General features: G+C 47.4%; 13 protein-coding genes. All 13 read right to left on the reverse strand.

All coding sequences use genetic code 11. The features are described from left to right. Positions 1 to 215 precede the first annotated feature (215 nt). Positions 216 to 449 carry a membrane protein insertion efficiency factor YidD gene (gene yidD / locus KQI79_RS13595; RefSeq protein ID WP_216538814.1) on the reverse strand — a complete coding sequence of 78 codons (234 nt, stop codon included), beginning with the start codon at positions 447 to 449 and terminating at the stop codon, positions 216 to 218. Next, positions 449 to 859, reverse strand: a complete 411-nt coding sequence (locus KQI79_RS13600) for a Fur family transcriptional regulator (protein ID WP_216538815.1) — start codon at positions 857 to 859, stop codon at positions 449 to 451. The genes yidD and KQI79_RS13600 overlap by 1 nt, the downstream gene beginning before the upstream one ends. Positions 860 to 941: 82 nt before the next feature. Next, positions 942 to 3,104 carry a copper amine oxidase N-terminal domain-containing protein gene (locus tag KQI79_RS13605; RefSeq protein WP_216538790.1) on the reverse strand — a complete coding sequence of 721 codons (2,163 nt, stop codon included), beginning with the start codon at positions 3,102 to 3,104 and terminating at the stop codon, positions 942 to 944. A gap of 167 nt (positions 3,105 to 3,271) precedes the next feature. Further along, positions 3,272 to 4,888 (reverse strand): beta-N-acetylhexosaminidase, encoded by a 1,617-nt coding sequence (gene nagZ, locus KQI79_RS13610; RefSeq protein ID WP_216538816.1) that lies wholly within the window; start codon positions 4,886 to 4,888, stop codon positions 3,272 to 3,274. Positions 4,889 to 4,902: 14 nt separating this feature from the next. Beyond that, a complete protein-coding gene (locus tag KQI79_RS13615; RefSeq protein ID WP_216538791.1) occupies positions 4,903 to 6,498 on the reverse strand; it encodes a response regulator in 1,596 nt (531 codons plus the stop codon). Continuing rightward, a complete protein-coding gene (locus tag KQI79_RS13620; RefSeq protein WP_367398195.1) occupies positions 6,467 to 8,323 on the reverse strand; it encodes a cache domain-containing sensor histidine kinase in 1,857 nt (618 codons plus the stop codon). Before KQI79_RS13620 ends, KQI79_RS13615 begins: the two co-directional genes overlap by 32 nt. 21 nt (positions 8,324 to 8,344) lie before the next feature. Next, a complete protein-coding gene (locus KQI79_RS13625; RefSeq protein WP_216538792.1) occupies positions 8,345 to 9,172 on the reverse strand; it encodes a carbohydrate ABC transporter permease in 828 nt (275 codons plus the stop codon). Next, positions 9,172 to 10,056: a carbohydrate ABC transporter permease gene (locus KQI79_RS13630; RefSeq protein ID WP_216538793.1), complete on the reverse strand. Its 885-nt coding sequence runs from the start codon at positions 10,054 to 10,056 to the stop codon at positions 9,172 to 9,174. The genes KQI79_RS13625 and KQI79_RS13630 overlap by 1 nt, the downstream gene beginning before the upstream one ends. Before the next feature lie 103 nt (positions 10,057 to 10,159). After that, on the reverse strand, positions 10,160 to 11,575 hold the full coding sequence (locus KQI79_RS13635) for an ABC transporter substrate-binding protein (protein WP_216538794.1): 1,416 nt from the start codon (positions 11,573 to 11,575) through the stop codon (positions 10,160 to 10,162). A 127-nt stretch (positions 11,576 to 11,702) separates the two neighbouring features. After that, on the reverse strand, positions 11,703 to 13,463 hold the full coding sequence (locus tag KQI79_RS28260; protein ID WP_216538795.1) for an ABC transporter ATP-binding protein: 1,761 nt from the start codon (positions 13,461 to 13,463) through the stop codon (positions 11,703 to 11,705). A 252-nt stretch (positions 13,464 to 13,715) separates the two neighbouring features. Next, a complete protein-coding gene (locus KQI79_RS13645; protein ID WP_216538796.1) occupies positions 13,716 to 14,333 on the reverse strand; it encodes a hypothetical protein in 618 nt (205 codons plus the stop codon). A 26-nt stretch (positions 14,334 to 14,359) separates the two neighbouring features. Then, a complete protein-coding gene (locus KQI79_RS13650; protein ID WP_367398196.1) occupies positions 14,360 to 14,902 on the reverse strand; it encodes a MauE/DoxX family redox-associated membrane protein in 543 nt (180 codons plus the stop codon). A gap of 348 nt (positions 14,903 to 15,250) precedes the next feature. Next, positions 15,251 to 16,024 (reverse strand): LytR/AlgR family response regulator transcription factor, encoded by a 774-nt coding sequence (locus KQI79_RS13655; RefSeq protein WP_216538798.1) that lies wholly within the window; start codon positions 16,022 to 16,024, stop codon positions 15,251 to 15,253. Positions 16,025 to 16,357: the final 333 nt, after the last annotated feature.

Raw genomic sequence — 16,357 nt, forward strand, 5'->3', positions numbered from 1 at the left:
GCCGTCCTCTTACGACAGCTTCGGATTCCCGCCGATCGGGCGTATCCATCATGAAGCAAGCCGCTCAAAGACGGTTCCTCCGGGACCATTTTCCAAAGTCATCCTATACCGGTTTGCAGCTCCCCCGGCTCTCTGGACTAGGCTGGCGCTTTGTACTTATCCTTTCACTGGAACGATATATATGAAGATAATATACCGAATCGGGACATCGATTGTCAAGATTCTCCTTCTCCGCGCCGCGGCGGGACCGGATCGAATCCTCCCGGATGGAAAGGATGGCATTTGCAAATCCGCTTGACGGCCAAATAGCTCCCTTTCGCGGCGCCGTGCAGCTCGATCGCTTCCAATGCGTAGGCCGAACAGGTCGGATAGAACCGGCATGTCGGCGGCTTTAACGGCGAAATGCATTTGCGGTAAAAATGAATCAACCCTTTAAACACCAGTTTCATCATCTGCAATCTTTACAATACCCGAATACTTCGAATTTATGTTTGACCACTTCGAACTCGTCCGGCACGTCCGTTAACGGCATCGGACAAAAGGTAATCGGATATGTCTTCTCGCATTGCAAGCAAATCATATGGTGATGATGATGGGGTTCCGCACAATGCACTTTGAATTTGACGCCGTCTTCGAAAACGACCTGCTCCAGCACGCCGAGTTGTTGCATGACTCGCAAATTGCGGTATACCGTATCGAAACTCAGGCCCGAATAATGCTTGCCCATGTACTCGTATACGTCCTTCGGCGTTAAATACCCGGACGATTCCGCGAACAGTTTGGCCAACGTTTTCCGTTGATCGGTAATCCGCAATCCTTGATTGGACATAATTTTCGTGATTTGCTCCGTTGTCAACAACATCGTTACCCCCGTCGCAATTGCTCGTTTCTTTTAATAATGCAACAAAACAAATTGGACGTCAAATCGGAGCTCTATTACTCTAGTCTTTTTTGTCAGGCAAAGGATAGAACAATAGATTTACAGGCAAATTGCTGCCGGACGCCGGCGAGAACACGATCGTCACTTTCTCTTCTCTGGACCCGGTGCGGTACAGAACGCTGGCTTCGTCCCGATTGTTCAAATTGCCCGACTCAGGCGCGGGAACCAATTCCCCGTTCACCATAAATACGCCGGAGTATAAGCCGCCGCGCGGATTGAAGGAGATGAGCGTGTTCGGCGCTACCTTTTCCAAATAAATCGTATAATAGACTCCATAGTTCCCAAGATTTACGCTATCCATGCCATTCATGAAATCTCTCCCGACGAGGAACGGATCGTCCGTCTTGTCGGCAAGCATCATGCGGGCCGGTTTATCCCCGATCGTTTCCGCGATGCTGATCGTGCGATTGGATCCTTGATACGTGCCGCGAATGTGTACGCCGTCGCGGTCAAGCAGCGTCAAGAACGGAAGCGAAGCCATGACATCCTTCGATTCGTTCACCGCAACGACACGGTAACGAACCGGAGCGTCGGAATACAAATCGGCCATCATGCTGACGACTTGCCCCGGTTTGGCCGCTCTTGCGCTCAAGTCGGTCAAAATGAGCTTGCTTTCGCCCGGAGCTAAATTAACGGTCTGCCGCACGCCGCCTTTTTGCAATGACTCAAAGTAACGTTGCAACGATTTTTGTCCCGTAATCGATTCGAATTCATTCGGACCGGCGAATCCGACATGCTCGATCCCAAAGGCGACGTCAAAATCGTACGGGTTGGTGGCGACCACATAAAACTTCAAATTTTGGTTGGAAATATTTTTATGATGGATCAAGAAGCGCATGTCGCCGTTGATCGTATCGTCGTAAACGACTCCTTCGGTCGTCACGCTTTCCGGGCTGTTGCTGCGAAGCAGCACTTTGCCCCAATCCGTGCTTTTGAATTGAATTTTCGGCAATTCGAGCACGCTGCCGCCGTTGAATGTATATTTTTCCCCGACAGGGGTATACAGTTTATTAAAATCGTCTCTTGTGTACAACGTTTCTTCCGTGATGGTAATCGTCTTTTCGTACTCGCTGCTCAAGCCGTATTTATCGGTAACCTTCAATTTAATCGTTTGTTGTCCCGGGGTAAAGAAGGCGCGCTCTTTATTGTCCCATTTGCGTTCGACGATCGAATCTTCTTCATCGGTACTTTGGTCTTGAATGCTGATCAATTCGCCCATCCGGTACGTATCCTGATTCGTCACGAAAAAGGCGACAGGCGGTTGTTTGGCCGGTCTGACATTGACCGTCACGGAATACGGTTTACTCCATACGCCGTTCTCGTCGCGAACCCAACGGGTAATGACATGCAAGCCCGGCTCTTGGAAAATCTCTTCTTTCCCTTCCCAGCGTTCTTCGACAATGGTTAAACCGCGCGGGTGGGAAGAGCGGTCTTCGTATTCGACTCTCGTTTGTTCGGCGCGAATATCTTGCGTTTTCACGATAAATTCCGCGCTCGGAGCGGAGTATAAGTTAAGTATAATTTCTTTCGTTTCCGCATTGAACGTTAGCGGAATATTCAACGCTTGCGTAATGGTCGTCAGCGGCACCATAAAAATATCATTTTGCGAGTAGGCCGGACCATGCGCTTTTTTCTTCACGCCGTCAACCGTATAAGTTGCGCTGTCCATTTTGAAGCGTATTTCATGACCTCCGCTTTGCAGCACCGTTTCTTTCGTCGAATTGTCGAACGATACGTTAATGCCGACACGTTCCGCCAAAGAGCGCAGAGAGACGTAAGAATTACCGTCCTTGACCGTCACCGGCTGAAGCGCGGTATATTCCGTGCCATTATGAATCATTTTATCGCTGTTCGCTTTTAAGATCAGCAGATCTTGCTCCTCTTGCGATTCGGCCGGATCGACCGTCGCCGGACCGTTCCCCGCCGTTTCTTGCGGATCTGCCGTTTGTTCCGTATCAGGCGCTTCCTCCGTTACCGGCGTTTCCCCCGGTCGTTCCGCTTGTTCTTCCGTCATGTCCGTTTTAGCTTCGTTCTGCGGATTGGCGGTCGTTTGTTCCGCCGCGGATTGCGACGCATCGGCCTGCTCTGCCGAAACGGCGGATGCCATTAATAATTGCGAAATAATCAGTGTAGAAATGAGCATCGTTTTAAATAGTTTCATCATAGACTCCCTCATATCCGTTATCGTGTCAGTGTTGACAATGTATAGACGCAGGAAAGGTTGAAAAGTTTCTTCGCTAGTGCAAATTTCTCAATAAATTCGGGAAACGCACAAAAAAGCCGGCACGCTATCATATTGCCGGCCCAAAGTACGAAACATCTTTGTTCTCGTTACGATTGCAATGTTGCGGAATGCCCGAACGGATACTCGGCCGCAATGGCGACCGGAAGCTTTCCGCGCGCCGGAATGGCGCCTGCCAATACTTTGCCGAGCGCCGCCATCGTCATCGGTCGATTTTCATAGCAGCATAAATAAGTCGCAATGTCCGGAAATTGGTTCAAATCGTACGGATTTCTTGTCGAGGCGACGACAAGTTTCACGCCGCTGCGCGCCGCAAGCTCGCGGACGATCTCAACTTGCCCTTCGTGCAGCGTCGATACCGCATTATAGGTGGCGACGACGATTTGCTTATACCCGGCGCAAGCTTCGATCGCATTGCGCACTTCTTCCGGTTCGGGATTCGTTCCGATTCGTAATTCTTGAACGTTCGCCATCGATTCGGATAAAGCGGCAGCCAGCGTATACCTTTGTTCGACCGGTTCGTCGACTTCCGTCCTCTCCTTCACTTCCGGCCAAATGACGATCGTAGGCTCATTCTTGTCCAAAGGCAACTGGCCGTCATCCTTCACAAGCGTGACGCTCTGTTCGCAAATTTGCCGCACGATGTCTTTCCTTGCGGTTGTGCCGAAACGAGAGGCAAAGTCGGCCGTTACCCGGCTAAACCGATCCATTTGGCGCTTGCGTTTCAACTCCATAATTCGCTTGACGGACTCGTCGATTTGCGCTTCCGGCACCCTGCCCGACTCGACGGCGGCGATGACCGCTTCGATGGAAGCGACCTGGCTTTCGAACGTATGGCTGACAAGAACGAGATCGGCTCCCGCCTCGACCGCCATAACCGCTCCTTCGGCAACGCCGAAATGTTTCGATATGGCATGCATCTCCATGCAATCCGTAATGATGACGCCGTTATACTTCAATTCTCCTCGGAGCAAATCCGTCAGCACATGACGCGATAACGTCGCCGGCTTCGATGCGGGTTCGAAGGCGGGAAACATGACATGGGCCGTCATGATCGCATCCACCCCTTCTTCGATAGCCCGTTTAAACGGAACGAGTTCCAGGTTGAATAATCGTTCCCTCTCATGCGGCACTTCGGCCAATCCGTAATGCGTATCGGATTCCGTGTCTCCATGACCCGGAAAATGCTTTGCCGTCGCCGCGATCCCCGCTTCCTGCAAACCCCGAATCGCCACCGCGCCCATCTCCGCTACCAGATCGGCGCGTTCGCCGTACGACCGGACGCCGATCACCGGATTGAGCGCATTGTTGTTCACATCGACGCTCGGCGCGAAATTTACATTAATACCCAAATCCCGCAGCTCGAGTCCGCATATTCGCGCGGCTTCATAAGCCAGATCGATATTGCGCGTCGCGCCGATCGCCATATTGCCCGGAACGAGCGTTACTTCATCGCTATCGATTCGCGCCACCATTCCGCCTTCCTGATCGATGCTGATCAATAGCGGAATATCCGATTGTTCTTCATTCCACTTCTGCAAATCGTAGGACAGCCCGGCGATCTGCCCGACTTCGCGCACATTTCTGCGGAAATAAATAATGCCGCCCAAATGATAGTTCGAAATCAGCGCCTTAATGTCATCATTCGGGACATAGCCTTCAAAACCGCAAACAAACATTTGGCCTACCTTTTCCGCCAAGGACATGGAATTGATCTGTTTCAAATGCCTGCATCCTTTCTTTCCCGGTATTCTGAGGGTGTCATGCCAGTATATTTTTGAAAGACTTTCGTAAAATACCTTCTCTCCAAGTATCCCACAAGCGAGCCGATTTGGGTAATGCTTTTATCGCTCATCAGCAGGAGAGATTTCGCCAATTCCATTCGTTGTTTCGTTAAATATTCCACGAACGTTTCGCCGAAATGATTTTTGAACAACAAGCTGAAATAGCTGCAACTGATTCCGAGATGATCGGCAATCTCTTCGATGCCGATGTCGGAGGACAGATTGCGCGTAATATAATCTTTGGCGGAAATCATCAGCAGTTCGCTCGATTTTTTGTTCAGCGCCGCGTCGGTCGAACGATGCACAAGCTCCGCGATCATTTGCAGCAAATCTTTCACGCTGACGCTATGCTGCAAATTTTTCCATACGGCTTCTTCTTCCTTCGTCGAGACGACATCCATCTCCCGCATTTCCCGCAGCAAATGGATGACGACATAATGCAGCAGCCGTTCGGCCCGCACGAGCGACTGCTCCGACATTGCAAGCAAATTCGATTGCAGCGATTGCAGCGTCCGTTCGATTTTCGCGCGATCGCAATGCCGCAGTCCGGATACGATATCTTCGATTAATTGCCACTCCGAAACGGTCGGATTGGAATGGTCGTGCGATTTGTTTTTGACGGAAATGAGCTGTTCGCTGAGCGGATTGACGAGCAGCAAGCGCTGAATGTTTTTGTAGGCCTCCGATAGTCCGTCCAGCCGGATCGGCCCGTGCTCGATTCCGACGCTAACGGTAAATTTCACATGTTGCTTGACGGCTTCCCGCAGCTTTGCCGCCCAGGCCATTGCCTTCTCTTCGCGCAAAGGCAGCATCCCTTTGAAAAACTGGACGATCAAGCACCATTCGCCTTCCCGCGTCTGCAGTGCCGCGTATTTAATATGACAATCGTGAAGCGCTTCCTGCAGCACATTATTCACCGCGAAATTCCACAGTTTCCGTTCGTTGTCGTTCCATGCGGTCGACATTTGCGAATATCCGTCCAAATCGACCAGGAACAGCGCGTATTCCAAATCGTCCACATTCTGGTCCGCTTCCGAAATGACATAACGTTCATTAATTAAGGAATAACCCATTAATTGATCGAACATCATCTTTTCGTACGCCAATCGTACGACCCGGCCCCACCTGCGCTCCGCCACCATCTTTTCCAGCTTATGCGCACGGATCAGGCCGACAATGTTCCGCACCGTTTCTTCCAATTCCTCGTAATTGATCGGTTTCGAGATATAGTCCCGAACGCCGTGCTGCAGCGCGACTCTAGCATATTCGAATTCTTCATAGCCCGTCAGCATAATAATTTCGCAATCCGAATCGATTTTGCGGTATTCCCGCAAAAAAGCCATGCCGTCCATGACGGGCATGCGGATGTCGCATAATATTAAATCCGGGCGCTCGACGGACGCGAGCTCAAGCGCTTCCATTCCGTTGCGGGCCAAACCTACTTCGATATCCAACTCTTCCCAAGGAATGACTTGTTTCAAATTATTTAAAATATGAACTTCATCGTCGACCAACATCGCTTTCAGATTCATTAATATCACCTAACCCGTACCTAGGGATTATACACTGAATGATAGTTCCTTGATTAACCTCGGAGCAAATAAACAATCCGTATCCCGGACCGTATTGTATGCGTATGCGGTCGGCGACGCTGCGCACGCCTAACCCGCGGCGTTCCACATTGGCCTCTGCCGGTGCGTCCTTCGATGGATCGTCGCTTTGCAAATAGCGGAAATTTTTGAGCTGTTCGCCCGAAATGCCGATCCCGTTATCTTCTACGAAGATGACGACCTTATTGCCGTCAAGCCGGCCTTTAATATGAATAAACCCTTTATATTGAATCCCTTCAAACCCGTGTTGAATGCAATTCTCAACCAGCGGCTGCAGTGTGAGCTTCAGAATGGTGCATCTCATCACTTCGTCCGGAATGGAAATTTCATAATCGAACAAATCTTCAAAACGAAATTTTTGAATTTCCAAATAACTGCGCAAATGTTCGATCTCTTGTTTAATTGTAATTTCTTCTTTGTCTTGAATGCTGATTCGCAATATATTCCCGAGACGGTGCACCATTTGGCTTACAATACGTCCCTTATTCTGAATCGCCAGCACATTAATGGATTCCAATGTGTTAAATAGAAAATGCGGCTTGATTTGCGCCTGGAGCACGCGCATTTCCGCCTTGTTCTTATGGTTTTGCTCCAATTTCACTTGTTCGAGCAACTGATTGACCCGGTCGATCAAGCTGTTGAACCCTTTCGCGAGCAAATGCAATTCATCGTTCCCTTTCTCGTTCACTCGCACTTGCAGATCGCCCGTTTCCACCCGCCGCATAAAACGTACGATGCGGATAATCGATCGGGTGATTCGGTTCATAAATAACAAGAAAAATAGAAATGCGGCCAATAAACTGACGGTTGTTATCGTACCGATCCACTTAATAAACAAAGTGATGTCTTCGGACAACGATTTCCATGAAGTCACGGATACGAGATACCAGTCCAAATCGGGCATTTCGTTGACGGAGATAACGCTTTCCGAATTGTTGAAATTGCCTCGATAGCTTTGGTAACCCGGCGCGAGATTCAAATTGGCCGGAATATATTTTTGCAAATATTGTCCGTCGTCTTGCTGCGAACTGTCATACAATATTAATCCGTGCTTATTGACGAGAAAGAAACGGATTTGCTTCAAATTATCATTATAGCGGAAACTATTAAAAATTTTTTCCAGTTCCCAATTTTTAATTTGAACGACCAAAATCCCCATATTTTTGAGCGTCCATAAATCTTTCACGACGCGAATTTGCGTGAAAACAGGTTCGGTACCCGTCAATTCCGGAAATTCGTTAGGACCGATCCAGAGCGGACTTCCGTTGCGCTCCATCGTTTCCCGGTACATCGGATGATTGTTAAATTCCTCGAAAGGGAGAGCTTTGAAATTTTCCTTTGTAAAAATGGACACAATGTTCGAATTGCTAAAAGCGTATTGATTGAAATTATAGAGGAATGCATAACTGATCGATGGATGGTTGTACAGTAAATTGCGGAAATTCCGCTGCGTTTCGTTCATATTCAACCGGTCCAAATCGGTAATGTTTTGCTTTTTCGGATCTTTCGCATTTAATGCGGATTGAAAGAAAGAGTTTACAATTCCGTTATCCGTTACTTTGTTCATTTCTTTGAAAATGAACTGAATATTTTGACTGACGGCTTTTAATGTTAATTCGGATTGCTGCTTATACTGCTTCTCGATTAAATAAGTGGAGATATAGAACGTAGCGGTCCCCAACGAAAACAAAGGAATAATGATCAGCGCAATAAAAGCGATAAACAATTTTTTACGCAAATTCATCATTCCTCTTGCTCCCTTGGGGCGTTAGCCTTTAATGCTTCCGGCGGTAACGCCTTCGATAATTTTCTCTTGTAAAAAGACGTAAATAATCATGACCGGTACGACGCTATACACAATGCCCGCAGACATCTGGGCATAGTTCGTATAAAACTTGTCGCGGAATCCAACCATTCCGACAGGCAGCGTCTTTAACTCGTCGTTCGAAAGGAAATAGTTTGCAAGTAGAAATTCATTCCAGTTCCCCATAAAGTTTAGTATAAAAACGGTGACTAGGGATGGAACCATAAGCGGTATCATAATTCTAGCAAAAATCCCCTGCGCCCTCAACCCGTCGACAACGGCCGCTTCTTCAATTTCGCTTGGAAAGGAACGCATAAAAGCGGTCAGGATGACGACGGTAATCGGAATCGAATTCGCGATATAAGGGATAATCAAAGCCATATGCGTGTTGAGTACGCCTATTTGTCCCATCAATAAATAGATCGGCAGCAGCAGCGAATTGTTCGGGATAAGAATGCCGACAAGAATCAACGAGTAGACAACGACGCTGATTTTGCCGAATCTCATCCGCGTTACGGCGAACGCCAGCATGGAGCTGATTAAAATCGTCCCGACCGTCGCGATTAAGGCGATATACAAGCTATTGAAAAAATACGTGCTAATATTCGCGTTGACCCAAGCCCGAACGTAGTTCTCAAAAGCGAATTCCGTCGGCAGTCCGAACGGATTCAAGGCAATTTCCGTATTGTTGCGCTTTACGGAAGAAAAAATGACGAATAGAAACGGATATAAAACGATTAGTACATAAGCCAGCAGAAAAAAATGCGGTATTCCCCTCTTTAGCGTTCTCATCAATATTCGACCCTTTCGCTTCGTCTTGCAAAAACCCCTTGATAAATTCCTGTGATAATGAGCGTTAAGATGAAGATTAATACCGTAATTGCGTTGCCGAGGCCGTATTGAAAGCTGGTGATGGCGTGTTTAATCATATAGGTGATCAACACGTCCGTCGTTGACGCAGGCCCCCCTTTCGTCATAACAACGACAATGTCGGCCGCCTTCATCGCACCCGCTACCGACAGCAAGACGACGACGGAGATGACCGGCATAATTAACGGGATCGTAATGCGGGTCGCACGCTGATACTTCGTAGCTCCGTCGATTAATGCCGCTTCTTCGACTTCTCTCGGAATGCCCAAAATGGCGGCCAGCACTAAGATAATATAGAATCCGGTCCATTGCCAGGCGTTCGTGATCAATATCGACAGCATCGCCAAGTTTTGTTCCGCAAGCCAATACAGCGGTTCGATTCCGAACAAGCCCAGCACTTTATTAAGCAAACCGACATCGGGGTTGTAAATAAATCCCCACAGAATACCGATGACTGCCGTCGACATGATGGAAGGCATGAAAACGGCCGACTTGTAAAAGCCTTTCAAACGCTTCACGTTCGCGATCAATAAGGAGAAAATAATAATGAGCGGCAATTGAATGAGCAAAGAGAAAGCGATGAAATAAAAGTTGTTTAATGCCGCTTTCCAAAAACTCGGATCCTGCAGCGCTTTGGAAAAATTCTTCATGCCCGCAAACGTATAATTACTCGAAATACCGTTCCAATCGGTAAAACTATAATAAATCGAAGTAATTAAAGGGTATACGAAAAAAGCGACAAATAGCGCTAAAGCCGGCAATATAAAGCAAATATAAATAATCGGACTTCGTAACGCTCTGTTCATAGAAACCTCCAGCACATTATGACATCGATCTGAAGCGAATATTTGGAAAGAAAGGGCCACCCATACCGTTCGATAAGTGGCCCCTTATTTCTTATCTTGCTAATTATTGACCGGTTTCAATTGCAACGTCCTGCGCTTTTTGAATCGCGGCGAGCGCATCTTCCGCCGTTGCCTGACCGCCAATCAGCTTTTGAATTTGCGTCTCTACTTCCGTTCTAACGGAAGGTTGAACCAAAGCGTCGAATGCGTTGAAAGAGCTTTGAACTTTAGACAACGTACCTGTAATTTCTTTCATGATCGGCTCCGTAGCCAATTCCTGATATTTCTGCTCATCTACTTTCATGGAAGGAAGTACGCCGTCTTCTTTAAATCCGCGAAGCTGCATTTCTTCGTTATACAAGTTTTTAATAAATACTTTGACCGCATTTAATTTTCTTTCATCCTTAGCGACTTCGGCAGAGAAACCGTATCCGTTGTTCATATCTTGCATCAACGCGGTTTGATCTCCAGGACCTCCGGCAAGAGGCGGCATATTGAAGAACCCTACCTTGTCTCTCATATCTTCCGCCATATTCGGCTCTTGGCCTTCTTCAGCTTTCTTGAAAATCGACGAGCGCCATGTTCCTTCGAACATCATGACCGCTTCTCCGGTCGTAAACTGCGTTGTCATATCGGCATAATCCAGCGCGAGTTCGCCCTTCTTGAAGTAGCCTTTATCTACCCATTCCTTATGCTTCGCCCAAGCTTTGATCATATTCGGGTCGTCCCATTTCGTCTTGCCGCTCGCAAAGCCTGCTGTAATTTCCGGTCCCGCATAACGCGCCCACAGCTGGTTCGTCATCATCAAAGGAACCCACGATGCTTGCGATGCTGCCGCGATCGGCACTTTGCCGTCCGCTTTAATTTTGGCGAGCAAATCTTCCAATTCTTCGAACGTTGTCGGCACTTTAAGGCCTTTTTGCTCGAAATATTCTTTGTTGTAGAAGAATGCTTCCGCCGATCCGCCTACAGGCAATCCGTACACTTTACCGTCATCCGACGTCCACGATTTCAAGTCGAAAAACTTGTCCTTAATCCCCAATTCCTCGATAATCGGTGTAATATCGAGCATTTTGCCTTCTTTGTAGTACAAATATGCGTCAAATCTGCCAAACGTATCGAAGATTTCCGGCGGATTTCCTGCCGCCATCTCTCCTCTCAGTTTCTCGTTCCGGTTCACGGCATCTTGAACCCCGTCAAGCTTCAATGTTAGTCCTGGAACTTCTTCCTCTGTTTTCTTGGCGACGTCTTGCAGGATTTTCAAGCGGTTCTTGGAGGATTCAGCGACTTGCGTATGCCGAATCGTCATTTCAAACGGCTCCACCTTCTCCGGCTCTTCCTTAGGCGGTTCCGCCTCTTTCGTTCCTTCGTTGCCCTGAGTGTTCGCCGGCGGCGGATCGGCCGATTTGCTGCCGCAACCGGCTAGTCCCATTGTTAAGACGATTACCAGAGTCATTAGCAATAATAAACTCTTCTTCATCCTTGTAAGACCCTCCCATTGAATAGTTATTTTGTACTACGTGTTCATTATAAAATGGATGTTTTTTTTTGGTAAGGATGACATTTCGATTATAGAGGGATAAAATCGTCTAATGATTGCAAACGATTCAGAAAGGAACGGGATATAAATCGCCTTCTTTCGCGTGAACGTACCATTTCGCTTGAGTTTCATACATCCGTTTATAGTATCCTCCCCGACTCATTAACCGGTCGTGCGATCCCATCTCCACGACCTCTCCGCCGTCCATGACGATAATTTTATCCGCTTGCCGACATATTCCAAGCCGATGCGTCAAAATGAGCGCCGTTTTATTTTGCAGATGCGCAAGCATCCCTTCAAACAACCGGTCTTCCGATAAAGGGTCGATCGCTGCCGTCGGTTCGTCCAGAATGACAATATCCGAATTTTTATAATAGGCCCGCGCCAAACCAATCTTTTGCCATTGTCCGCCGGATAAATCGACGCCATCGCCGAATACGGGATTCAGCGGCGTTTCGATTCCGTTCGGCAACCCGTCTGCAAAGCCGCTTGCGTCGCTGAGACGAACGGCTTCAAGCAGACGGTCGGCATGTCCGCCGCCTTCCCCGTCATGAAGCGAAATATTGTCCCGAAGCGACAACGGGTACTTCCCAAAATGCTGCAGCAGCACGGAAAGATGCGCCCGAACCGATTTTTTGTCATAATGGCGCATCGGTATTCCATCGAGAAATATTTCTCCTTCGTAATGATCGTATATTCCAAGCAAACATTTCACCAACGTCGTTTTGCCCGAACCGTTATGCCCTACAATGGCCACTTTTTCCCCGGCTTTGATTTCAATGTTGATTTGCTTTAATGCGTAGGATGCGGCATTAGGATACCGAAACGAAACGTTCTCTAATTTGATTTCGCGCTTCAATCCTTGAAAGGGGAGCAGCCGCTCGTCTTGTTCCTCCTCTTCCAGTTCCATCACCTTGAAAAACGAAGGCAAATATACCGACGTTTCCTGCAGCCGATTGACCGATTCCACCAATTCGTGCGCCATATTTTGCAATTGCAGCAAACCTTGCGTCACCATCAAATAAGTCCCGACCGTAAAGGACGTAAACAGAACAAGGATGAGCAGCATCATAAATTGCAGCGCTTGGCTTATCATTTGCAGCGAGCCGAGCAATAGATCCTGTTTATTCGTTAACCGGACTTGCATCTTTTCGATATGAAAAAACAAAGACTTCCATTTGGATAGAATAAAGCTGTTTAATTGAAACGTGCGCACTTCGCCCACAAGTTCGCGATCGATCAGCAAGCCGGCATAATATTTCGCTTTTCTTGAGGGCTCGCTCGTTTGCATATAAATTTCCATCTGTTTCCGAAAATATTTGCGAATCGCAAACACATGCAAAAAGCTTACCGTAACGATAATCGCAAGCACCGACCAATGAACGTTCCGCATGACATACAGCATCACCGCAATCGTCAGCGACGATTTCGCAAATTGAATCAAATGCTTCAAGAGCGGAAAGCCCAAATGCTGCAGCGTATTCGATAGCGCCATAATCTGGTTGTGCGTCTCCGACCGTTCCAGCAGCGTAATTTTCACATTGGACAATTTGGTATGGACTTTTTCCTCCAACAAGCATTTATATTGGCTGCTCAACTGCGTCTCCAATATTTTATTGAGCGCAATGCATAATTGAATGAGAGCGAAGATCCCGGCTTGCACAGCCAATAAAGCGATCAATTTGTCAAATTGCCGATGTTCGATCGCCGCGGGCAGCGAATTGCCGATGTATTCCGTAATCATTAATTGCGCATTAGGCAAAATGACGAGAACGCCCGCAAGAACGACAAAGCAATACAATTTCCATGAAAATGTTCGTTTTAGCACCGAAAGCATGTCCATCCAATTTCGTATATTTGTGTTGTTCATTTTCGATAACCCCAATTGGTATGATTTAAAAAAAGAGGAGAAACTCAAGATTGAGTCTTCTCCCCTTGTTACTTCATTGGCATTAGCAGCAGCCGCCCGAATACCATTGCCCGTCGCTGCCTTTTAAAATTTCCCTATGATAGCTGTACGTACAGGACGAATCAAAGTTACAAACACGCATGATCTCACCTCCTTTCATGCTTCCGCCGGTCAGGAAGCGATTCTTGCCGCCGGGTATTCTTGAAAATAGAGATGCAATTTCTCCGAATCGACCGTATACGTTCCAATCACTTTCCCGTCCGAAGCGATATGCATCATGGACGGAAACGAGGTAATATCCAATTGTTTCATTTCCGGCGCGGCTACGCTATATATTCGATCCAGAGAAAGCGCATGCAGAAATTGGCGATGCTTGGCCATCTTATCTTCCGCATCGGATACTCCCGGATAAGTATAGGTCAGTACGATCAAATCAAACTGAAACGCGCTGAAATTATACATTTTCATTTTCTCCAACGTTTCTTCGCATGGCTTGCAGCCCGGCAGCGCAAACAAAATATACGTGTCCTTCGTGCCGCTCAGTTGTAACGCCGACATCTGTCCGGTCGTCATATCTTTGACTTGAATCGTTGGAAAAAGAGCTTCTTTTGCTAAACCGTAATGAGCCGGAACAAGGGCGCTATCATGATCCTGATGTCTTGAAGCCAGCAGAGACTCCAGCCTTTCGAAGACCATTTTTTGATGCTTTGCCAGCTTCAGCCCTAAAAACAGGCTGCAAAAAAAGAACAACGACGAAATTGTAATATGCAGCAGCATCAATCGTTCCATTTCCGTTTTCACCACTCTTCGTTCGATTATTGCGATGAAGCATTCTCTTTCATAAGCGCATTGACTTTTTGGATGAAATAATAAGCCGTCAACAAACATAGAACGAGCAGTTCGGTTAACGCCAACATTTGCCATTGCTCCGCATGTTTCAATCGCTCGACTACAGACGGTGATGCGGGGGCTACAATCGTCCAGCCCAGACCGATGAACAAGAGCGCGTTGCGAATCGGAATGCCGACGCCGATCGGTTCGTTTCCGAGCAGTCCGCCGCAGTGGCATGTCAGCTTCGTTTTTTTGAAGAGATGATACGCAATCAGGATGGAAAAGAACAGCAGCATAGCCATTAAGACGATCTCCGGTATATGGTACGGAACGATCGGTACCAATAATAGAACGGCGCAACCGATTTCCAAAGCCACCGTCGTTGCCGATAATATCCGTACCGCCAACGCGTTGCGAATCGATGTAAATCGAACGATCGCTTCTTCAAAGGAAGACATGGCGAACAACTTCGAAATTCCGGTGCTCACAAAAACGGTGCAAACCAGCAATTGGATCGGCATCGTCATATCCAAGACGCGTCACCTCCGGTCGGAATGCCTGAGCCAACGGATCTGCCAAGGCGGTTGAGACGGTCTGATTCGATTATGGAAAAGCCCTGTATCCGAAAAGTCGAACTGCGGATACGGCATTTCCGCGAAATCTTGCAACGGCGACAACAGATGATGGCGGTACTGCCCCATGCTCTTCCCTCCATTCGTTTTTTCTTTTCTATCAATCTCCATATCTGTAATATAAAGAAATCTATCCTTTGAAGGAATGAGTTAGGATGAAAGGGCGATAGTTTCGTCCCAAACGGCACGATGTTTGTCCTTAGCGGACAGAGAAGCGGACGAATCGGATTCGGTTTCGGTTCTCTAGAACGCTTCGGATATTTTGAGCTTGTGCACAAGGCGCAAAAAATGATCGTAGTTTCGGCGGGTCAGCGGTATGTTCTGATTGATGTGAGGATAGACAATAAGATAATTGCCCTGGATGATCGGGTCTGGTATGACCGTTTCAATATGTTTGATATTGGCGAGATAACTGCGATGAGGCGTCATGATCCATTCCGAACAGCGATCCTGAATCCGTTCTAGATTCGTGCTGGTATCCATGATCGTTCCGTCGGTTAAATGGATTTCAAATCGCCTTTTGTCCACTTTTTCTACAAAGACGATGGAGTTTTCGGCGACGTTTACCGTGCGGTATTTATGCTTCACTTGAATGTAGTTTTGAGCGTCTTGCTGCAAGAGCGACAATGTTTTATGCTGTTCGATCCGATGCTTCGCCTTCGTAACGGCTTTGGCAAAACGATCGTAAGGAATGGGCAAATTGATATAATCGATAGAATTCAACTCGAATCCCGCCGAATAATGACGAGGCTCGGTGGAGCGCGACACGATGATGACAGGCGGAGCGAAGCCTTGTCTTTGAATATGCTTGCAAGCGGTAATGCCGTCCATTCGGTCCAACAAAATATCGGTAATAATAAGGTCGGGCATAAATTTGAACACGGCGTCAATTAAAGCGTTGCCGCTGCCCGGCGTATCTACGACGCGCAATCCCAACTTCGTGGCATATTGAATCAACGTATTGCGGCAACGAGGATGATCTTCGGCAATAATGCAAGAGTACTCGGGTTTCATCATAATCATCGGCTCTCCTTCATCTATGAAATTGGTTCGCGTTTGCACGCACGCTCGTAAATCCTCACCTCCATCTACGGAAAATTTTGTAACATTTTGTAATTTACACAATTATTGTAGCTCTAATTACATATTCTGTAATAGGATAGAATTAAATAATTTAGGGATAAAATTATCTACAAGCAAGATGAATTTTTTTCGAAATGATGGGCTGCCCTCAGTAGTGATCACCACTGTCAAGGACAGCCCTGTTCATTTATCGTCAATAAAAGCCTTGGACTGTAGAAAATGATAAAAGGTAGAAACTGGAAAGTAGGCTTTTTTTTCAAGGAGTCA

The organism is Paenibacillus sp. MSJ-34 (genome assembly GCF_018918005.1).
Taxonomy (GTDB): Bacteria; Bacillota; Bacilli; order Paenibacillales; family Paenibacillaceae; genus MSJ-34.